The organism is Faecalibacterium sp. An122, from assembly GCF_002160895.1.
Classification (GTDB): domain Bacteria; phylum Bacillota; class Clostridia; order Oscillospirales; family Ruminococcaceae; genus Faecalibacterium.
The window spans coordinates 58756-78952 of record NZ_NFLL01000006.1; the positions used below are offsets into that span (position 1 = coordinate 58756).

The window sequence follows — 20197 nt, forward strand, 5'->3', positions numbered from 1 at the left end:
AAGAGGATTGCTTTCAAATCTGTTCGGTGAAAAGATAACTCAGGGATGTACAACAAAGAGTTATTATTTCTCGGAGATTGCCCAAAGAAGAAGCGAGAAATATGATCCCTCTTCTGGCATCGAATATCCTTGTGTGGAGTTGGAGAACATCGAACAGGAAACGGGGAAAATCCTTGCCACAGTTCCATCAACAGCGCAAAGCAGCATAAAAAATATAGCAATGCCCGGTGACACACTTTTTGGCAAATTGCGCCCTTATCTTCGTAAATATGCTTTTGCTAAAAAGACGATGGCTTGCTCATCGGAGATATGGGCGCTTATTCCGTCAGATGTTGTTTTGCCGAAGTTCTTATTCTACCTTGTTCAAACTGAGTATTTTCTTCGAGTAGCCAACATCAGCTCAGGTACAAAGATGCCGAGAGCAGAGTGGTCTAATATTGAAAAAGCTGAGTTTTTTATCCCTGATTTCTCTGTTCAGCGTAAAGTAGTCTCTCTTCTTGAGGGGCTGGATCAAAAGATTACTTTTGCGGACTCAACACTCCTTAGCTTGAACAGATTAAAAGCATCGCTATTGCAACACCTCTTCATATAAAGAGCTGTTGCAGCAAGGAGGATTTAACACTGCATAAGGCGGAAAGTAGCTTTTGATGTACTTCTATCTTTTCCCCGAGAAAGGATAACGCCGCACCAATTTTCTCCTGCTGATTAAGTGGCGGAACCCAAATGGGAATTTCCGCAAGATCATCTGCATTGATAGCTGGATACCCTGTACCTGTACTGCGAAGCATTGCTTCACGGGCAAAATAGTCTGACGAAAGTTGCTCGTATATGAATTGAGTGTCCATCTCTGAGCATCGGATTTGTGCATACCCGGTAGATGCAACTGTTGGATATTCAAAACCCTTTTGGAAATAGTAATTGTTTTTTTGGTAAGGTCGGACCATTTGATAGAGTAAATCGCCTTCCTCCAAAAGCCTTTGTGCTCGACTTGGTGCAGAGTTACGAGATATAAGTTTTTTACTGTTCAAAACACCCGACTCTACGCACTCTAAGTCAATATATATGAACGCCTCTGGAAGCGATCCGGTCTTGGGGTTGATATGGACTACGCTTCCCAATGGCTCCACATCATGCGAATCAATTTCAGAGGCTTTTGGGGACAAATGTGAACGCTTAAAGAAAAATCGGTTTTGTAATCCTCTTTTATACTTCTTGAGGGCATCGACAAAGGAACGCTGAAGCTCAACTCGTTCGTTCAAGCATTCTAACAGAGAAGCGATTTTATCCTGTTCCTCTTTACAAGGAAGATCAAACTTTGCAGATTTTAACGCTTCGAACGAAAGAACAACTTGACTTGTTCCGACCGCAAGCACTGACAGTTTTTTTCGTGCTCGGGCTGACGAGTTGAGATATTCTGTCATAAAAGTGCTGTTCGCATTTTTGAATCGAAAGACCGGATAGAATTTACTTACAATAGCCTTGTCGCTGATTTTGTTAATGTTGAAGGTAAACCTTCCGTCATCGCTTCTATTTCTATATGTGCAAAAGCCAAGAGGTATAATGTTATAGCCGTCTGTATCGTGCCTTTGTTGAGAGCCAAAATGATCTATTTGTCTTTGAAGTCCTTCACGAGAAGATGTAAGGACTTCAAAGTCATGTTCTCCATGAACTTTCTCTGAATATGGCTCAATAATTGTACCAAGGGTAGTGCGATGCCAGCTTGGAAACTCTCTTCCGCAATCATCTCTAAACGATAATGCTGGGCGCTTTTCGAGACCGTTACTTGAGGACGATAATGCTCTGTTTGCTCCTCCACCTGATAATGTTCGTGGAGGTGGTCAATATGACTAACAATACACAATTCAAGACGCTGCTGAACACTTGGCTAAATCAGAAGAAGCCAATGATCACACCGTCAACCCACGCCAGCTTCACGCTGATTGCCGAAAATCATCTGATCCCGTACTTCGGCAAGCGTAAGATTGGCAGCATCACCGAAACGGACATTCAGAGCTACATTTCGTATCTCTACAATGCCGGTCGGCTTGACAACACGGGAGGGCTTACCGTAAAGACCATACGGGATGTTATTCTCGTTCTCAGGCTTGCAATGGAGTTCGCCTATAAAGAGCGGGCTATTCCATTGCTGAATTGGGACTTGATTGAGTACCCGAAAGAGCTGGGTATCAAGAAAGTCAACTCGCTCTCCAAAGATCAGGAACAAGCCCTTATTCAGTGCATCTACATGGACTTGAACAGAAAAACGGCGGGTATTCTGATTGCGCTGTTTACCGGCATTCGGATCGGTGAGCTTTGCGGACTCCAGATGAAGGATATTTCCCTTACGGACAAGACCATCAATATCAACAAGACTGTCCAGCGCATCTATGACAAGCGAAAGGGATCGTCCTATCTCCATATAGGACCGCCGAAGACGAAGACATCTGCCCGTGTTATCCCGGTTCCGTCGTTACTCATGAACATCATCAAGAAGTTCTACACGGAAAATCCGAATCACTACTTCCTGACGGGCAAAACGAGGCCGACCGAGCCGCGTACATACCGGCAATTTTTCACCCGTTTTCTCAAGCGTAACGGGCTGCAAAAGGTAAAGTTCCATGAGATCCGGCACACCTTCGCAGTGAGGGCAATCGAGATACCGGAGTTTGACATCAAATCGCTCTCTGAAATCCTTGGACACAAGAATGTTTCATTCACGCTGAATGTCTATGGGAGCGCCAATCTCCAACAGAAGGTAAAGTGCATGAACCTTCTGAACGATCTGCTGTAAACAAAAAAGAGCCTCAGCCGACACCCGCAAGGGCATCGACCGAGGCTCTTCGCTTTTGTATAAAAATCGACCTTTATTCTGACATTTCAGACATTTGGAGCTTAGACGGGAAAACATACGGGGCAATGCGTCATCTCTGCGCAGAGGGCAGGAAATCAGCGATTTTCAACCTTTAATCCGACAGATTTTGGCTTTGTCCTGAGCGCTTGGAAAAGTAACGCGGACAGGCAAGGATAACGGCGCGGAAGCTCTGCTTACAGGGATGAACGCAGCGGCGGCACAGGTCATTGTATTTGCGGCGACCGTCGCTGCCTAAAAAGAAGCTCCATTCGAGCTTCCATTTCTTACTCCGGCTCATAACTCACGCTCGCTCTTCTTCTCCTTGTGGGGAGAAGGCTTATCCGTCTGCTGGGCGGTTTTGGCGGATTTCAGCCGATCCATGATAGAGGCTTTCTCGCCTTTCTCGTTCGCTTTGTCTTCCTTCGGACCGTTGTTGATGATCCCGTCAATCATGCCGTAGTCATCCTCAAGCGACATTTCAGCGGCTTTGAGCGGATTTTTCTTTTCCAGCTCAGCCACCCAATCCGCTTTCTCCACACCGAAGATACCGCCTTTTGCGGCGTGTTCCTTGATCTCCTTGGCGTCCAGAACCAGCCCCTCGGTATCGTCGCCGTACAGCCGGTAAATCTGGCACGACTTCATGACCTCAGCCGCAGTCTCTTCCCGCATGGGCAGCATCCCGCCCCATTTGTAGCCGTACTGCTTCATTTCCTCGATGCTGATGCTGTCGTCCGGCATCTTCTCGACCGGCATGACCTCCTGACGGAGCAGATTGACTGCGGTTTCATCGAAGCCGTCATAGATATGGGACAGCACCAGCTCGCCGCGCTCATCGACAATGATGCAGGAGGCATCGTCCCCAAAGGTGTCGTGCTCCATCAGCCAAAAGGTGTGGCCATCGATCTCCTTATGGTCAATCGTGTGCCATGTGCCGATATGACCATCCACCGCCATGCCGGAGGTGTTTTCATTGACAATGGAGCTTTTCTCTTCAAGAACCGTCTGTTTCTGCTGTTCTTCGGAAATCATCGGGATAGCAACAATCCTGTCTCCGATTTTGGCAAACTGCTCCGGCATTTTGAACTCCGTCACAAACTGCCGCAACAGATCCGGCGAAAGCGAGCCGAAGCTGTCATCCGTCAGCCCTGTGACAAGGAAGGTACCGGCAACAATGTCATAGATTTCACCGTTGTCATCCCGCAGGGCACGGTTGAGAGGCAGCCCGTTCATCTTGCCTTCTTCGTTGCAGACAATGGCGACCGGCTCTTCAAAGGGATAGACCGCCTCAATGTCCCCGCCAACCTCATGCTGTAAGGACTCAAGGCTGGAAGGGATTTCTTTCACATAGGGCTTCTTGTCCGGCTCAACCACCAGCACAGTGATCGTACTTGGCTGCTCCAATTCCTCGCCGCTTCCGGTGACACGGTACTCATCGGGAATATCCTCAAGCGTACCGTCAAAGTAGCGGTTCCAGCTATCGCCGGTAGGTCGGATGTACCCGGCGTCGGTCAGCGTGCCGCCTTCATTGATTGCGCAGTCTTCACCGTACCGCTCAAAGTCGATGTAGTCCACAAAGCTGCCGAACTTGTTGTCGATGTTGTAGCCACCCTCAAAGAAGTAGTAACGACCGAGATCGTCATAGTCCTTGATGTCGGGGATAAAATCATAGTTGTCAAGATTGTAGGTCAGGTTAATCAGATCGTCGAGGTCATTCACTTCATCGCAGCCGTTATCTATGATTGCCAGGAAATGCTCAAGCTCAGAGCGGGACATCTCATCCAGCCGCGCGGCGAGGTAGTTGAGCTTATCGAGGTTTTCGTATTCGCCAAGGAGATTGCTGACTCCATGAATGGAGCAGTCATAATCTGTGATAAACCATTCCTCATAGACCTGACCAAACTCGCCCTTTGAGCCGATGCCGATCCGCTCGAAGACCTTCTTCATTTCCTCTTCGGTGGTCGGGAAATGAACCCATTCACCGACAAGCTCGCCTTCGTTGTACTTGCCGAGATTAGTCACGAAGGCTTCAAAACTGCCATCCAACACGGGCATAGGTATCCTCCTTTCAATCGTCCATCATGCTGTCCGGCGCGATGTAGAGCTGGGCAAACGCCTCATCGGTGATACCCTCAAGCTTCCGAACGGTATGAAAAAGCAGCTCCGCCATCTCGTCGTCCAGCTCGTTGATGGGCAGCGACTTCATTTCAGCAATCAGCCTCTTGCGGCTGGAAGTGTCGAAGCAACACATCAGATTTGTCTCTTCCACGGTAAAAAACATAATCACATCTCCATTTCTTTTGATTTCGGTTTCTTTGTTTGCTCAGGCTTTTTAGCACTTTTGTCCGGCGCAGTCTGGGCGTGTTCTTTGAGCTTTGCGAGGACAGAAGTCTTCTTCTGAGAGGGATGCTCTCTGCGATCCATTGCTTTCCAGAGGCTTTCTGCCGGAGCGTCCTCCACATAGGAACGGACAATAGACAGCCGCTCATGGAATGGAACGGGATTCTTCCTGTCCGTGATGTCAGTCAGGCTGACTTCTTCATTTGGAAAATCCACTTTGTCAACGCGGACGGTTTTGCCGTCCATTTCCATTACCATGCCGACAGGGATGTAATCCTCAGCGAGAAGGTGTTTGACGGTTTCCTGTCTGCCGTCTTCACCGGGCTGCGTAACAAGGACATCGTTGCCTCGCCCCCACAGTGTCTTAGCCTTGGCAACCCACTGATCTTCCCGAAAGCCGGTCACGGCAACCTGTCCGCCGCCTTCCAGCTCTTTCATCAGAAGCTTCGACCCGAGCGCGGGCGCTGCCTTCTTCGCATCTTCACCGTAAATCTCGAAGTAGCCGTTCTGGGCAAAGCAGACAATCGCTTCGGGATGGGCTTCCTTGACGGCGTTGTAAGCGGTCTGCGCTTCAAGGGGCAATATGCCAAGCTTTTCGGTCACGCCATGCTGAACGGCAAGCTTGTGAATGTGATCCTCAATACTGCCAGTTTTCGCATGGAAGCTCGTTTTGAAGCGCTCACGGCGGAGAATCATGTCAAGCTCAGCCGCGTTCTCAGGCAGATAACTCACCGACACGACCTCGCCGTGCTTTTCTTTCAGCGGGATCGCTTCGCGCCGGTAGCTGCGGAAAGGCAGATAAAAGGTGGCATCGTCCTTAAAGGTGACTGCCACTGTCTCAACCGGAACGGTGAGCTTTTGCATCCTCTCCACATGAGCGGCATAGTCCAGCTCAATGAGGTTGCCTCTGATGGTATCGCCCTCTACGCCCTTGATCTCGACTGCATAGGCAAGGATGGGATCGCGGGTTTGCTCATGGTAAAACTCCCACACTTTGTTTTCGTAGGAATCCTCCACATAGACTTCGCGCTCAGGCAGGAGGTAAGTGCCGTTCGGACGGGACATCCAGAGAAGGTGCTTGTCCTCGGAGGATTGGGAAGCGGCAAGGCTGTGAAGCAGCCCGGCGTCCAGCTCAAAATCCTCCTTGTAGTTCTGGGTGTGGATGTCCATAATCCGGCGAAGGGCATCCACAAGATCGATGTTTTCAAACTTCATAGGCATCACTCCAAACCGACATCGTGGGACTTCTGCTTAACCGGCGTTTTCCGCTCAGGCTGGCTCTTTGCCGCAGCACGGAGCTGTTCCCGGATAGAAGGCTTTTCCCGCGCTGCTTCCTGAGTCTTCTCTTTTCCGATATATTCAAGCGTCGGTGTCAGCTCTCGATAGCAGCCTTGCACCTTCTTGGCAGAATGGCGGCGGTGAATGGCGAACATCGGCTCGCCATCCCGGGTAACGGTGTTGCCCTCAATCCTGACCTTGTACTCCACCATCACCTTGAAGGACTGATTGGACGAGCGGTAGGTAGACAGCATCCCGTCGTTGCGACCGGCGATCTGCGCTTTGAGCGTGTCCATGACGGCTTCCTTAATTTTCTTTTCCTCCGGTGTGAGGCGATGCTTCACCGGTGCCGCCTGTTCCGGCTCTTTGGGAGCCGGAGTTTCGGGACCTTCCTCCGGGACAGCCGTTTTGCTCTGTTCAGCCGGTGTCTGCTCCTGCGCCTTACCGATAGCGGTCTGCCGGACGAACTCTTCGGTGAAAAGACTGACAAGCCCCGGATTTACACTGTCAATAATGAGTTGAGTTGCATGATCCGGGCTGGCATCCATGCCCTTTGCCCATTCCTTGCAATCACGGGAGATACGCCCGTCATGGTCTTTCTGCTGGATGGTATTCGCAAGGACATAAGCGACGCGCTCAGGCGAGAATTTCTCAAGGATGCTCTTAACGGCGGACTCCGCCGCAAGGCGGTTGTTGCCGTAGTAGTCGTTGATGGTCTGCTCAATCGCCTCTTTACAATCCATGTTCGCTTGCATCGAAGTACGGTAAGCACTCAGCTCACCGGCTTCAAAGGCATACATCGCAGCTTCCCGATAAACCGGAATCGCCGCATCCCGCAGCGGCGTAGGGGCTTCCTGTTCTTTCACGGCAAGCCGCTCTTTGAGCTTTTCATCAATACCGGTGATCATCTCAGCCGCCGTTTTGCGGATGGTTTCCAGCGAGCCTTTCAGCTCCTTTGTCTCCTTGTCGGAGGACCAACCGGCGATATAGCCGAAAGAATAATCAGAGGTTTCAATGCCGTACCGCTGGCAGACGGTATAGGCGACGCTTTCTGCCTCGACCTCCTTAGTGCGCCGGTCTTTCTTGTCTTCGGGAGCGACCTTTTCGCCCGGAGTGACGGCATGGAGCTTGGCATGGGCAATCTCATGGATCGCCGTCTTGATGGTCTGGATTTCGCTCATGCCCTCCTGAATGGCAATGCGGTTTTCTACATGAGAGAAGTAGCCTTTTGCGCCATCGGTGATGTTTTCAAAGGCAATGGGGGCCGGAGACAGCTCTTTGAGAGCATCAAAAAAGGCGGCGTAGTTTTCCACGCTGCCTGTCAGCTCGTCTACGGCAATATCGGGAAGCGCTTTGCCGTCCGTCTGGGACACATCGAAGACGCTCACCACCTTGAAGGCGGGGCGGGTCACTTCAACCGTCTCAGTGACCGGCTTGCCGTCCTTGTCGAGAACGGGCTTCTGCGTTGCCGGGTCGAGTTTTTCCCGCTCTTCCTGCACCTTGTAGGGCGCAGGAGCAAGGATTTTGATACCCTTTTCGCCCTTCATCACATGGCGGTCGAAGTTGCGCTGCCATGCCGTGTAACCGGCGATCAGCGTCGCATCCGGCTTCTGCATGGCGATGAGAAGCGTATTGTTAAACGAGTAGTTGTAGAACTTGGACATCGTTTTCAGGTACTCTTTGAAGCGTTCGGATTCAAACAGCTCCTTGAGTCCCTGTTCCAGCTTGTCGGTGATTTCCCGGACTTGCTGGGCGTTTTTGTTTTCAGCCATTTCTAACCTCCAATCTTACTGATTTGAAATAGAAAACTCCGGCTGAGATTTGCCCCAAAGACGGGCTTTTACCTCAGACGGAGTTTCCGTTCTGGTCAATCTGCGATGATACAAATTATCTGTCTGTTCCCATTCAATCAACTTCCCAAACAAGTCAGGGTGACGGTTGACCATGTGGGAAAGCTCAGAAGTCGATGCGTTCGGGCAGAACCAACAACCGTTGCGTTTGGAATGTTGGTAACAGGGAGAGAGCATATCGTATTTCTCGCACAGCCGCCAAGCATCCGCTTCCGTCATGCCATACTTTGCAAGAAGGCTGATGTCCTTCTCCTTATTCAGTCTGGCAAGACGCTTTGGCTCGTCCAATGCAATACCTACATAGCTGCGGGTGTCATCAGGTTGAGCCTTATGGTACTTGCGGAGCGGAGGCATTTTACAGTCCCGATTTACCGCGCACTTTCCCGGCCAGACAAAACCTCGAATCAGCCCTTCATAAGGTCCTCTTGTGATAATGTGATGGAACACATCATCGTAAGTTTTGTCACTCCGCAGAACCGTGAATTTGCATCCGAGTTCATTTTCAACGAACGGTTTGAGCTTTTGGTGGATAAAGTCCCGATGCTCCGGGACTTCTCCACTGATCTCCTGATCGAACATCACCTCACTGTAAATGACCTCATCCAACGGCTCGTTTTTCTCCGCAGCAAGAAGAATTGTTGCTACGCTGTCCTTGCCTCCGCTGCATGAGGCAATATATCGCGGGCGCGTCATCGGTCGAACTCCATCTTGAAGCTGACATACTTGCCGCCTGTGTCATCCAGACGGATCACCGCATCATAGAGCTGCGGGCGTTTCGGCGTATAAAGTCCGGTTACTCTGCACCAACCCTTGTCCAGCAGTTCGGCAGCGATTTTCTTGGTCAGCTTCTTTTTCTTGCTCGTAAAGAACTTGTTATCCTCCCACATACAGAAGGAGCATTCCTTGTTCGAGCAGTAGTAGTTTCCCTTGCCTACATAGACCGGCGAGCCGCAGCGCGGACATTTGCCGATGGACTCTCTTCCGGTATCGAAGCGGTTTGCCTCGGCGTCAGAGAGGAAAGGATAGGCTTTGACCAGCTCGGAGGTCATCCCCACAATGCCAGAAAGGAACTTGTCCGCATCCGCCTTACCGCATTCAATCTGCATCAGAGTGTTTTCCCATTCCGCCGTCATGGAGGGGGAAGTAATCTGTTCGGGCAGGACGCATACAAGGTTGTTGCCGTCCTTTGTAGGCACGAGAGATTTGCCCCTGCGCTCAACAAAGCCGCCTTTGACCAGCTTTTCAATGATACCGGCGCGGGTGGCGGGAGTGCCAAGCCCTTTCTTTTCGGTATCATCGTCGAACTCAGCGTTTCCCGCAGTCTCCATAGCCGACAGAAGGGAGTCTTCGGTGTAGGGCTTCGGCGGGGATGTATAGTGTTCGGTAACGCTGGCATCGACAGAAGAGAAAATATCCTTCTCATTCAGAGAAGGCAGTGAGCGCTCCGGCTCGTCCTTTTCCTTGCTCTTGAGTGTTTCCTTGAAGCTGCGCTCAATGGCTTTCCATCCATCCTGCACGACCGTTTTGCCCTTTGCCTTGAACTCGTAACCCTCACAGGTGAGCGTAACCGAAGTCTCGTCGTAGATGTGCTTCTCACCGATAGCGCTCAGAAGGCGCATGGCGACAAGCCGGATGATTTTCTGCTCCGACTCCGGCAGCTCGCCGAGATCCTGCTTTTCAAGCTGGACAGTGGGGATAATGGCATGATGGTCAGTGACCTTGGCGTTGTTGGTAATTCTCCCGATGTCCGGCTCATGGGTAATGCGCTCGAAGAGCGGTAGCTTGCGGGAGACAATGCCGATCACTTGACGGGCAGTGCTCTCCATATCCTCAGTGATGAACTGACTGTCCGTTCGGGGATAGGTAAGCAGCTTTTTCTCATAGAGGGACTGCACCAGATCGAGCGTCTGCTGGGCGGTAAAGCCATAGTAGCGGTTGGCTTCCCGCTGCAAGGTGGTCAGATCATAGAGCTTCGGTGGGTTGACTGTCTTCGTCTCCTTCTTGAGAGAAGAAACGACGGCTTGCTTTTTATTGCAAGCCGCCGCAATCGCCTTCGCCTCGTCTTCGGTTTTGACCTTTTCCATGTCCGCTGTCAGGCTGTCTTTGCTGATATGGACATTGAAGTATTTCTCCTTGTGGAAGGTTGTGATTTTGCCTTCACGCTCCACCAGCATTGCCAGCGTAGGCGTTTGGACGCGCCCGACCACCAGCTTCTTATGATAGAGTGTCGAGAACAGCCTTGTGCCGTTGATGCCGACAATCCAATCTGCCTTGGAACGGGCAAGGGCGGCTTCATAGAGCCGGTCATAGTCGCCGCTGTCTCGCAGATGGGCAAAGCCCTCCCGGATCGCGCTGTCTTCCAGCGAGCTGATCCACAGGCGCTTGAACGGCTTTGTGCAACCGGCTTTCTTGTAGACCAACCGGAAAATCAGCTCGCCCTCGCGCCCAGCATCGGTGGCGCAGACAAGCTCGGTTACACGCTTATCGCGCATGAGGTCGCACAGCACCTTGAACTGCTTCTGCTTGTCCTTCGGAACTTCAAACAGCCATTCATCCGGGACGATGGGGAGATCGCTGTACCGCCATTTGGCAAAGCGCTCATCGTAGGAGCTTGCGTCCGCAAGCCCCACAAGATGACCAACGCACCATGAGACAATGTAGTTGTTTCCTTCGAGATAGCCGTCCTTACGGGAGGAAGCGCCCAGCACCTTCCCGATAGCGGCTCCAACACTCGGTTTTTCCGCAATCACTAAGATCAAATCGTTTCCTCCGTTTCTTTGGTTTCGTCCCCGTCATCCTCATCGTCTGCAATGACAGGCTCTTCGTCCTCGTTGATGTACGGCTCTTCCTCATAGCCCTCGTCATCGAAGAAATCCAGATCCTCGTCCTTCTGCTTCTTGCCGCGCACGAACTTGAAGTAGTAATATGCACCACCGCCGATACCTACCAGAGCGATGATGCCGATGATCAGGGCGATGTTCGGAGAAGAGCTTTCCGGCTCTTCGGGGACTTCGGTTTCCTCGCCTTCAACCGGCTCTTTCGGCTCAAGCACAGCGCCGGTACACTCGCTCATGTTTGTTTTGCAGACAGGGCATTCCGTATTGACAGCCCCGGCCTCACAGTGGGTATCACAGTTACAGGTAGTAAGCGAAGAGGCCGTTTCCTCATCCAACAGGGCAAGCAGGTCAGCCTCATCCACCATGTTGAGGAAATAGGTCTGGTATTGTTCCTCTTCCTCATTGATGGGCGCATCGTAGTCGATTACAACATAAAAGGTGTTGCCGGTCTTGGTCTGCACCGTGATGAATTGCTTATTTGTCGCTTTGTCATAGAGCAGATCGCGGGTATAGGCGTTGCCCTCACCGTCAATCGGCTCTCCTTCATACGGTTCAGGCTCTTCGGGTGCTGCGGTTTCCGGTGTTGCCTCGGGTTGGGTTGCCTCAGTGACCGGAAGCTCCTGCTCGGTGTCATCCGCATAGGCGAATGCGGGTACAGTGAACGAGATACAAAGCGTGAAGCACAGTGCAAGCGCCGCCAGAAGGCGGATTCCATTTCTCTTAGTCATTGTCCGTCACCTCCTGCTGGGTAGTGATAGGCTTTTCCGCCTTGCCGTCCTTCATCGCAGCGAGGAAGGCCATGATCTGATCCTTGTCCATGACCATCGCACGGACAGTGTTGACGATTTCAAGGTTTTCCAGCTCGATTTTCTTGTCGCACAGCTCCTTGAGCTGCCCCTGCAGGTCCTCGACCTTCTTCTCGGTTTTGGCGATTTCCGCGCAAACCTTCTGATATTTCGGGTTCATAAAAACGCTCCTTTCGGTTAGTAGTTGGGTCTTCCAAAGGCATAAAAGTGAGACTGCCAATAGGAAGTGTTGATGGATGTGTACTGGATGGGATCGCCGCAGTGCAACATCACATTGTCGCCCACATAGATGCCCACATGGGACACGCCCGGCGTGTCATAAGTGCCGACAAAGAAGACGAGATCCCCCGGCTTCACATCGGCGCTGGAAACAGGCGAACAGACATTGTAAAGCCCTTGCGCACCCAGCCGCCCGGTGTTGACAAGTCCGCTGTTTGTGAGGACATAACTGACGAATCCCGAACAGTCAAAGGAAGTGGACGGATTTGAGCCGCCCCAAACATACGGGTAGCCGAGATATTTTTCTGCCTCTGCGATGAGAGTTGCGAACTTCTCGTCCGTCAGATACGCCGCATTGACCGTGTAGTCATCGGGTGGGTTTTCAATGTACTTGTCCACATAGCCGGAGCCGGGGAACAAATCCTCGCGGTTGCCCAGTGTTGACATATAGGCCGAGTACATAGAGAGCTGGTCTTCATTCATGATGTAGACCGGTAAATGGGAGAGGTCAAAGTTTTCCAGCGTGACAGTACAGATGTAGTAGTTATACGGCACTTCGACCTCATAGGTGTAAGTTTCCGTGCTGGTCTCGCCGGTTTCGGGATCGGTGACAGTCGTTGTCCCGGTACGGGTCTCTGTCCGGTAGCGTACCTCAACCTCCACATCTTCGGTGAGGATGTATTGCCGGTCAAAGAGCGTTTGAAGAAGCCCCTGAACTTCGTCCAGAGTGAACTCTCCTTCATTGAAGGCGGAGAGAATGGAAATGAGCACATAGGGATCGTGCTCAATCGCGTCGAGGTCAAAGTGGTACTCGTCGTAGTCGTGTGTGCTTTCGTAGTTGTCCAGATACGATTGCAGCTCGGCCTCCATCTGACAATACTGCGCCTCCGCGCCGGTCATGGCATCGTCCTCACTGAGGTAGGAAGTGGCGATGACAGACGAGGTGGTAGAGGTGAACATTGCCGTGCAGGAGCTAATCCCAGCAGACAACAGGATCAGAATCATCAAGCCAGCTCCCAGCCAAGCAAAGACCTTTTTGTTCTTGACGATAAAGTCCTTTACCTTATCCGACGCTTTCTCTCGGATGGTTTTACCGGTGGACTTGGTGGCGGTGGAGGCCGTTTGCGTCCCTGCCTTGCGAGCCGCAGCATATTCTTTCTTGATGTGCTGCTTCTGGTAGTGCTTATTCATATTGGCTCGGGAAGCCTTCATCTCAGGATTTTCGGCGACCGTCTTCCCAAAATGGAGCTTCCGGTCAGCGGCCTCGGCCTTCTGCTCCAGCTTGGACACCTTCTCGAACGGCTTGTTTGCACTGCGCTCTGTATGATGCTGGTAGTGGCGGACAACGGACTCGGCGGCAATCTCTGTCTTATGGGCAGCTTCTACACCGGAGTTTTCCTGCTCCACCTCATGGATTTTGCCGTGGATGCCAGAGGCAAGCGTATCGCCGACCTTGCGGACGGTCTTGTCTGCCTCAAACTGCAATTTGCTCTGTCCCTTGGGGACTTTCAGCTCGTCTTCAAAGTAGAGGCGGGTTTTGCCTTTACCGGTTTCCTCGTCAAAGACGCGCTCTTTTTTCAACACCTTCTTGGTGGGCAGCTTCTCACGGGCGGCATCCAGACGCTCATGCGCCTTCTGAGATTTTCGCTCCAACCGTTCAATCCGTCTGGAAGCTGGGGCATCATCGTCAAGGTCCGGCATCTCTGCGGAGGTTTCCGCCGCTCTTTCCAGAACAGACTCTCCATCAATCTGCCTTTCAGCGCGAGGCTTGCTGACCTTGCCGGTGACAGCGGTATCGGCAAATGCTTTTCCGTAGTCAACGGAATGGTTGCGGTATGTCTCAGAGTACAGAGTGTGAGATGTGGGATCATCGCTGACGGGCAGATCACCCGGCTTGTACTCTTGCGCCGCATCTGCGGACTGTGTTTCGGCCTGAGCCTGACTCTCTGCGTCTTCCAGCTTATCAGGACGAAGCTGCCGCCGCTTCTTGATCTCTTCGGCAATATCGCCGGTTTCCGTGTCGTGGGGCGCAACAAGTTGGGCGTCCTCAAGCCGTTTTGACACTTTTTCTGAGGTGCCTTCGGTGAGGTTTTCTTCCACTGCGCCGTCTCTGGTCATCCGCAGGACAACCCGGTCTTTGGGCTTCAATTCATCATGAGGCATCAGATTTCACCTCCAATCCGCGCCTCGGCAAGTTCCTTGTATTCAGGGTTTAGCTCAATTCCGACATAGTGACGGTCAAGTTGCTTTGCGACCATACCGGTTGTGCCGCTGCCTATGAAGGGATCAAGGACAACGCCGTCTTTCGGGCATCCGGCAAGCAGACAGGTTTCAACCAGCTTCGGCGGGTATGCGGCATAGTGACCGCCTTTGAAGGGGACGGTGTTGATAATCCAGACATCCCGCTTGTTACGCAGCGGATTGATCATCTCATCGGAGATAGCACCGTGTTCCCGGCACAGGTTGATGGTCTGCTGCTTTGCCTGTCCGGGGATCGGCTCCCCGTATTTGTTGCTTCCCTTGACCCCGCGCTTGAGCCTGCTTACCGTTCCGGGAGCAATCGGCTCGGAAATGGCCTTGTAGTCAAAGAAATACTTCCGTGACTTCGAGAACAGAAAGATATGCTCATAGCAGCGGGCGCAGCGGTCTTTGACGCTTTCCGGCATCGGGTTTTCTTTCATCCAGATGATGTCATTGCGCAAATACCAGCCAGAGTCGCGGAGCGAAAAGGCCAGCATCCACGGGATTCCGATCATATCCTTGGGTTTGCAGCCCTCAACCTTGTAATTGAGAGCCACAGCCTGACCGTTTCTGCCCTTGGGATTCTTTGCGTCCACATAGCTGCCCTGATTGCCTTTCCCGGCATAGGTGTCGGAGATGTTGAGCCAGAGCGTCCCATCCGAACGCAGAACACGCCTGACTTCGGTGAACACTTCCGTCAGGCGCGAGATGTATTCCTTTGGCGTTGCCTCTCTGCCGATCTGCCCGTCCACACCGTAATCACGCAGCGCGTAATACGGCGGGGAGGTGATGCAGCAATGGACGCTTTCATCGGGCAGCGTTTTGAGGACTTCGAGACAATCGCCGGTGTAAATGTGATCAAGCTGTATGGGGACTCCCTCCTTTCTGCGAGACTTGATGCGCAATCAGTCGGAGAAATACTCGTCCGGCTCGTAGTTCTCGTCATCGTCCAGCTCATCCTCCCAGCGGTCGATGATGGACTCGGCCTCCTTCGCCGCTTCGCGGTACAGGGAAAGACGATTGCGCTCATAGGCGGCATAGGCCGGGATGAACTTGCCAAACTCCTGAATGGCGCGGACATCCTTGGTGCGCATATCCGATACCATGTCGATCAGCTCGGCCATCGTCAGCAGATCCTCAATCATGCTGTCATACTTCTCCTTGGGGATGGTGACGAAATCATCCTCATACTCGTCTTCCTCATCCATATCAAAAGCGGAAGGCGTGCCGGACACACGGTAGATGTGTTCTTTCTCCTGAATGGAGTCAAGAATACCGCCGATGACCTCCGTCGCCTCATTGGCGCACTCGGCGATTTCCTCGCGGACATGGAGGTAAGCGCGGTGGTGCTTTTTCAGCTCGTCCTCCTTGCGGATCAGGTTGACCAGCTCCACGGTCAGCCCCATCAGGCCAAAGAAGCTGTCCATGCCTTCCTTGACCTCGCGGAAGCTCATCTCAACCGGCGTATCGCCGAAAATCTCGGTCATCTCGTCAACGGTGATCTCAAAGTTCTCATTCATATTCTTTTTCATAAAGGTAGTCCTCCTTAATTCTGCAAGGTTTCTTCGGGTTTGGTGGTCATGTAACGATAGAGCATCGTGTCCTTCGGGAAGTCATCCTTGAAGGGGACGATGGTCGAGCCGTAGAAGATCAAGCCTTCACCGGCGTTGGAATTGGTGATGTAGTTCTGCTGACTGGGCGAGATGTTCAGCGCTTTCGAGAGGATCTGCCGGTCGCCGGATGCCTGGTTCAGAAGGTAAACGAAGTCGGAGTTCTCAAAGATGTTCTCAATCTCACGGGAAGCCAGCAAATCCTTGACATTCTGGGTGATCCCGGTCGGAATCCCGCCCCATTTTCTGAACCGCTTCCAGATTTCGACGGAATAGGCGGCTGTCTGTTCTTCCTTGAGCAGAAGGTGGAACTCGTCCATGTAGTAGCGCGTCGCCTTGTGCTGGGCGCGGTTGATGGTCACACGGTTCCAGACCTGATCCTGCACAATGAGCATCCCCAGCTTTTTGAGCTGCTTTCCGAGCTGCTTGATGTCATAGCAGACGAAGCGATTATTCACATCCACATTCGTCCGGTGATTGAAGACATTCAGCGAGCCATGCACATAGATTTCAAGGGCAGTGGCAATCCGCTGTGCTTCCGGCTCGCTCTGGCTGCGCAGGATGTTGTAGAGGTCTTCGAGGATGGGCATTTTCTCAGGAACCGGATCGGCAAGGTAGTCCTGATACACCTTGCGGACACTGCGGTCGATGATGGTCTTTTCCACCGGTTGCAGCCCGTCCTTGCCGCCCACAATCAGCTCACACATGGAGAGGATGAAGTCGGACTTCAAGGTCAGCGGGTTTTCCTCTTCCGAGTAGTTCACATTGATGTCCAGCGGATTGATGTAGTCGCTGCTTACCGGCGAGATGCGGATGACCTGACCGCCGAGCTTCTGCACAAGGGGATAATACTCTGCCTCGGGATCGCAGACGATGATGTCATCTTCTGTGATGAGGAAGGCGTTGGTCATTTCCCGCTTCGCCGAAAAGCTCTTGCCGGAGCCGGGGGTGCCGAGGATCAGACCGTTCGGGTTTTTGAGCTGTTTGCGGTCAACCATGATCATGTTGTTGGAGAGCGCATTCAGCCCGTAATACAGCGCCTCGCCGTTCTGAAAAAGCTCCTGCGTCGTGAACGGGACGAACACCGCCGTCGAAGAGGTGGTCAGCCCGCGCTCAATCTCGATCTGATTCAGGCCAATCGGAAGAGAGGACATCAGCCCTTCTTCCTGCTGGAAGTCCAGCCGCTTGAGCGCACAGTTGTATTTCTGGGCAATGGAAGCCGTCTGGAAGATGGCGTTTTCGAGCTTCTGGCGGGAGGCAGCGGTATTCATGATGAGGATGGTCACAAGGAACATTCTCTCGTTGCGCGTCTGAAGGTCCTGCAACAGGCGCTTGGCCTCACCGCCGTAGGTGGCAAGGTCGGACGGGATGATTTCCATGTCATATCCGCTTCTCACGGCCTTCTTCTGCTCTTCAATTTTCATCTTGTCGAGGTCAGTAATCTTCATCTTGATGCTCTTGATGGCTTTCGCCTGATCAATCGTGCGGATATGAAGATTGACCGTGATGTTGCTGTCCATGTCGAGGAAGTCAGCCAGCATCCGGTCATTGAGTTCCGGCGCGAGGATTTGCAGGAAGCTCACTGCGCCGATGGCCTTGCCCATCTTGAAGCACTTGCCTTCACGGAAGTCGAAGGAAGTGGGCGCGATGAAATCTTTGCTGCTGAGTCCCGTCCGGGCTACCATGTCAAAGGAGAAGCGGAACGGCTCGTTCGAGTCCATGTTGAACACATCATGGAGCACTTTCAGCCGTTCGTAGCCGGACAGCGGCTCGGTCTTCACACCGAGGGTTTTGAAATTGTTGAGGATGTCCGTCTCAATCCGATCCAGCTTGGCCTTCGCCATGCGCAGGGAGTCGGCCTCAATGCCGAAGGTAATGTACTTGCGCTTGATGAGGCCGTTGTTGCCCTTCGTGAGCTGGTTTTGCAGCATCTCGGAATACTCGCTGCGGATGTCGTTGAACTCGTCAGCCTGCTCCGGGATGTTGATCTGCTTCTTGAACTCGCTGATGCTCGTCCTCTGGTTGATGAAAGAGAACTGGACAAAAATCGAGCTGTCAAAGTAGTTCAGGAAGTCGCACCAGTTCTCGAAGATGGCCGTCTTGTCCTCGTTCTGGGCGAGCTGATAGTTGATGTCGTTGAAACGGATAGTCTTTGTATAAAGACGGCTGTTGACCTTGCAGATGCCGTCGCGGCACATCTCCACATAGGGGATGGTCTGCTGCGCCGATTTGCGGACTTTCTTTGCCTTCTTGTCCTTTTTCTTCTGCAAGACCAGCTTCTTCTTTTCCTCGGCGGAGAGAAGATCGCCGTACACCTTGCCGTTTTTGGTAAGCCGCTTAGGTTCTGCGGCCTTTTTCGTGCTGCTGTGCAATCTGCAATTCCTCCTTCTCTTTGATTTCCTGCTGGATCGCAGCGTATAGGTTGCTCGTGCGGTATGGCCGCACCTTATCCCTCAAAAACATGGACTTGATCACATGACCGAGGATTTTTTCAGCCGGTTGCCCGTCCTTCTCATAGAGAGCGAAGAAGATAAACGGGAGCATGATGACCACCATCAGCATTGCCGAAGTGGAGATGCCGAGGCTGGGCTTAGTCAGGAAGAAGATCGGAACACCCGCTGCCGCAGCCAGCGCAAAGCAGATGAGCTGCCGCTTTGTCAGGTTGAACATGACCTTCGTCTTGACACGATTCAGGTCCTTCGGGACCGGTACAAACGCCATTGGGAACCTCCTTTCCAAGCGTGATGCTGCATTCGACCTCATTGCCCCATACATCCCAGCCTTCGGGGGACTGGCGGGCGAAAAGTTCGATGCGCGGGACATCGCCCATGAGCTGGACGATGCGGTTGCGGGCTTCCTCCGGTTTCTTGGAGTGCTCTTCGATGTGGCTCATGATGACCTGATGCACACCGGGGCTTGCCCGTTTGGGATGGCCTTTCGTTGCAAGGATGCAGAGTTCAGCATTCGCCCGTGTCCAGTACCCCATGCCCCAAAAGAGACTGTCGGACACCCGGTTCTGCTTGATCCAGACAAAAGCCGTCGTTTTGTATTCAAATCCCCATGCTTCAAGGACTTGGAACGCCTCCTGCATACAGGGGAAGGTAATCCACATGAAGAGCGCACAGTCTTTTGCTGCAAGCTCTCCAATAGGCAGAGCCTTGATGTCTTCAAGGCTCATGGTCGGGTAATGGCTTTCCGCTGAGCGGCCAAGCCCCTTCTTTGAGTAGACCTTGTACCGCCACGGAGGGTCGGCGTAGATCACGGAGTATTTCTTCAAGTTGACCCTCCTTTCTCAGTGGGCATTGAATAGTGACTTTGCAAGCGAACCTGTCTTGAACAGGGAGAAGCAAAGAATGACCGTATAAGCTGCCACCGAGAATAGCGCCGAGTGGATATTGGCTGCGATGATCATGTTGTTGATGAGCACGGCATAGATCGCAACGCACACCATGATGAGGAAGCCTTGGAATGCCAGCGCGAACAGCCCTTTGAGGTAGTTCGTGCCGATGCTGCCCCATTCGCGGTTGCTCATCGTCGCAATGGGAATGGGCGCGATGCTCACGGTGCAATAAATCTCAATCATACGGCCATAGAGAATGACCGTGATGAGAATGGACATGATCTTGAGGCACAGGCTGATCAGCAGCGTCTCTATGGACAAGCCGAGCAGTTCGCCAATGCCCATCGTTTCCATGCTGGCGCGCATTTGTTCAAGAGTGGATTCGATGTCGATGTTCGTGTCGCCGCTTATGACACCGGCTGCACCGGCTACGACATTCTGACCGATGTCGAAGACCGCCATCACAATGTCAAAGGTATTGGTAACGAGGTAGATCGCCACAGCCGCCTTGAAGAACCACTTGAAGAACATCCATGTGTCCATGTCATGCAAGTTGTTTTTCTCGGTGATCATGGAGATCAGCTCGTAACACAGGACAAAGGTGATGATGATACCAGCGATGGGGACTATCACATTTTCGGATAGTCCCCGGATCATCTGGTATATGCTGCTATCCCATGAAGAGGGCGTTTTGCCTACCTCAGCAGCTATCGTCCCTACCTTGTCGTTGACATCGGTGAACATATTGGTCATGTTGCTTTCAATCCAGCCGATCAGAAGCTCTTTTATGGCTTCCTCGATTTTTTCAAGGATAAATCCCAATATTTC

16 protein-coding genes and 2 pseudogenes are annotated in these 20197 nt (G+C 52.3%); 2 read left to right on the forward strand and 16 right to left on the reverse strand.

What is annotated here, in order from left to right:
* Positions 1 to 7: 7 nt before the first annotated feature.
* The gene (locus B5E67_RS06115; protein ID WP_242956810.1) at positions 8 to 592 is read left to right on the forward strand and encodes a restriction endonuclease subunit S; all 585 of its coding nucleotides are present in this window, start codon (positions 8 to 10) and stop codon (positions 590 to 592) included.
* Here the strand turns inward: B5E67_RS06115 and B5E67_RS06120 are convergent.
* Positions 585 to 1694, reverse strand: a complete 1110-nt coding sequence (locus B5E67_RS06120; RefSeq protein WP_343286516.1) for a restriction endonuclease subunit S — start codon at positions 1692 to 1694, stop codon at positions 585 to 587. The two genes, B5E67_RS06115 and B5E67_RS06120, sit on opposite strands and share 8 nt — an antisense overlap.
* A gap of 149 nt (positions 1695 to 1843) precedes the next feature.
* Here B5E67_RS06120 and B5E67_RS06125 point away from each other — a divergent pair, with 149 nt between their 5' ends.
* On the forward strand, positions 1844 to 2791 hold the full coding sequence (locus B5E67_RS06125; RefSeq protein ID WP_087384113.1) for a site-specific integrase: 948 nt from the start codon (positions 1844 to 1846) through the stop codon (positions 2789 to 2791).
* Positions 2792 to 3145: 354 nt separating this feature from the next.
* Here B5E67_RS06125 and B5E67_RS06135 read toward each other — a convergent pair whose 3' ends face one another.
* The 15 genes and pseudogenes from B5E67_RS06135 to B5E67_RS06205 form a co-directional block, all read right to left on the reverse strand.
* Entirely contained in the window at positions 3146 to 4903 is a 1758-nt protein-coding gene (locus B5E67_RS06135; RefSeq protein ID WP_087383946.1) for an antirestriction protein ArdA, read from the reverse strand.
* Positions 4904 to 4916: 13 nt separating this feature from the next.
* A complete protein-coding gene (locus B5E67_RS06140; protein ID WP_069432464.1) occupies positions 4917 to 5129 on the reverse strand; it encodes a transposon-transfer assisting family protein in 213 nt (70 codons plus the stop codon).
* 2 nt (positions 5130 to 5131) lie between these two features.
* Entirely contained in the window at positions 5132 to 6403 is a 1272-nt protein-coding gene (locus tag B5E67_RS06145; protein WP_158098856.1) for a hypothetical protein, read from the reverse strand.
* A gap of 5 nt (positions 6404 to 6408) precedes the next feature.
* A pseudogene (locus B5E67_RS16090) lies at positions 6409 to 8220 on the reverse strand (DUF3849 domain-containing protein); the annotation flags it as partial.
* A 33-nt stretch (positions 8221 to 8253) separates the two neighbouring features.
* Entirely contained in the window at positions 8254 to 9009 is a 756-nt protein-coding gene (locus tag B5E67_RS06155) for a phosphoadenosine phosphosulfate reductase (RefSeq protein WP_087383954.1), read from the reverse strand.
* Complete coding sequence (locus B5E67_RS06160; RefSeq protein WP_087383957.1) at positions 9006 to 11075, reverse strand: DNA topoisomerase 3; 2070 nt, start codon at positions 11073 to 11075, stop codon at positions 9006 to 9008. The genes B5E67_RS06155 and B5E67_RS06160 overlap by 4 nt, the downstream gene beginning before the upstream one ends.
* Positions 11072 to 11881: a DUF4366 domain-containing protein gene (locus B5E67_RS06165; RefSeq protein ID WP_087383960.1), complete on the reverse strand. Its 810-nt coding sequence runs from the start codon at positions 11879 to 11881 to the stop codon at positions 11072 to 11074. Before B5E67_RS06165 ends, B5E67_RS06160 begins: the two co-directional genes overlap by 4 nt.
* On the reverse strand, positions 11874 to 12119 hold the full coding sequence (locus B5E67_RS06170) for a DUF4315 family protein (RefSeq protein ID WP_087383963.1): 246 nt from the start codon (positions 12117 to 12119) through the stop codon (positions 11874 to 11876). The genes B5E67_RS06165 and B5E67_RS06170 overlap by 8 nt, the downstream gene beginning before the upstream one ends.
* A 17-nt stretch (positions 12120 to 12136) precedes the next feature.
* On the reverse strand, positions 12137 to 14341 hold the full coding sequence (locus tag B5E67_RS06175) for a C40 family peptidase (RefSeq protein WP_087383966.1): 2205 nt from the start codon (positions 14339 to 14341) through the stop codon (positions 12137 to 12139).
* On the reverse strand, positions 14341 to 15288 hold the full coding sequence (locus B5E67_RS06180) for a site-specific DNA-methyltransferase (RefSeq protein ID WP_087384119.1): 948 nt from the start codon (positions 15286 to 15288) through the stop codon (positions 14341 to 14343). Before B5E67_RS06180 ends, B5E67_RS06175 begins: the two co-directional genes overlap by 1 nt.
* Positions 15289 to 15324: 36 nt before the next feature.
* On the reverse strand, positions 15325 to 15951 hold the full coding sequence (locus B5E67_RS06185; RefSeq protein WP_087383969.1) for a nitrogen fixation protein: 627 nt from the start codon (positions 15949 to 15951) through the stop codon (positions 15325 to 15327).
* A gap of 14 nt (positions 15952 to 15965) precedes the next feature.
* Entirely contained in the window at positions 15966 to 18401 is a 2436-nt protein-coding gene (locus tag B5E67_RS06190; protein ID WP_087383972.1) for an ATP-binding protein, read from the reverse strand.
* A complete protein-coding gene (locus B5E67_RS06195) occupies positions 18367 to 18750 on the reverse strand; it encodes a PrgI family protein (protein ID WP_242956811.1) in 384 nt (127 codons plus the stop codon). Before B5E67_RS06195 ends, B5E67_RS06190 begins: the two co-directional genes overlap by 35 nt.
* 19 nt (positions 18751 to 18769) lie before the next feature.
* Positions 18770 to 19306: pseudogene (locus tag B5E67_RS06200) on the reverse strand (MT-A70 family methyltransferase); the annotation flags it as partial.
* A 15-nt stretch (positions 19307 to 19321) separates the two neighbouring features.
* Complete coding sequence (locus B5E67_RS06205; RefSeq protein ID WP_050005960.1) at positions 19322 to 20191, reverse strand: CD0415/CD1112 family protein; 870 nt, start codon at positions 20189 to 20191, stop codon at positions 19322 to 19324.
* Positions 20192 to 20197: the final 6 nt, after the last annotated feature.

Coding starts and splice junctions, on each gene's coding strand:
- B5E67_RS06185 (WP_087383969.1), bottom strand. CDS start 15,951: ATGAAAAAGAATATGAATGAGAACTTTGAGATCACCGTTGACGAGATG.
- B5E67_RS06155 (WP_087383954.1), bottom strand. CDS start 9,009: ATGACGCGCCCGCGATATATTGCCTCATGCAGCGGAGGCAAGGACAGC.
- B5E67_RS06175 (WP_087383966.1), bottom strand. CDS start 14,341: ATGCCTCATGATGAATTGAAGCCCAAAGACCGGGTTGTCCTGCGGATG.
- B5E67_RS06145 (WP_158098856.1), bottom strand. CDS start 6,403: ATGAAGTTTGAAAACATCGATCTTGTGGATGCCCTTCGCCGGATTATG.
- B5E67_RS06135 (WP_087383946.1), bottom strand. CDS start 4,903: ATGCCCGTGTTGGATGGCAGTTTTGAAGCCTTCGTGACTAATCTCGGC.
- B5E67_RS06195 (WP_242956811.1), bottom strand. CDS start 18,750: ATGGCGTTTGTACCGGTCCCGAAGGACCTGAATCGTGTCAAGACGAAG.
- B5E67_RS06165 (WP_087383960.1), bottom strand. CDS start 11,881: ATGACTAAGAGAAATGGAATCCGCCTTCTGGCGGCGCTTGCACTGTGC.
- B5E67_RS06140 (WP_069432464.1), bottom strand. CDS start 5,129: ATGTTTTTTACCGTGGAAGAGACAAATCTGATGTGTTGCTTCGACACT.
- B5E67_RS06125 (WP_087384113.1), top strand. CDS start 1,844: ATGACTAACAATACACAATTCAAGACGCTGCTGAACACTTGGCTAAAT.
- B5E67_RS06170 (WP_087383963.1), bottom strand. CDS start 12,119: ATGAACCCGAAATATCAGAAGGTTTGCGCGGAAATCGCCAAAACCGAG.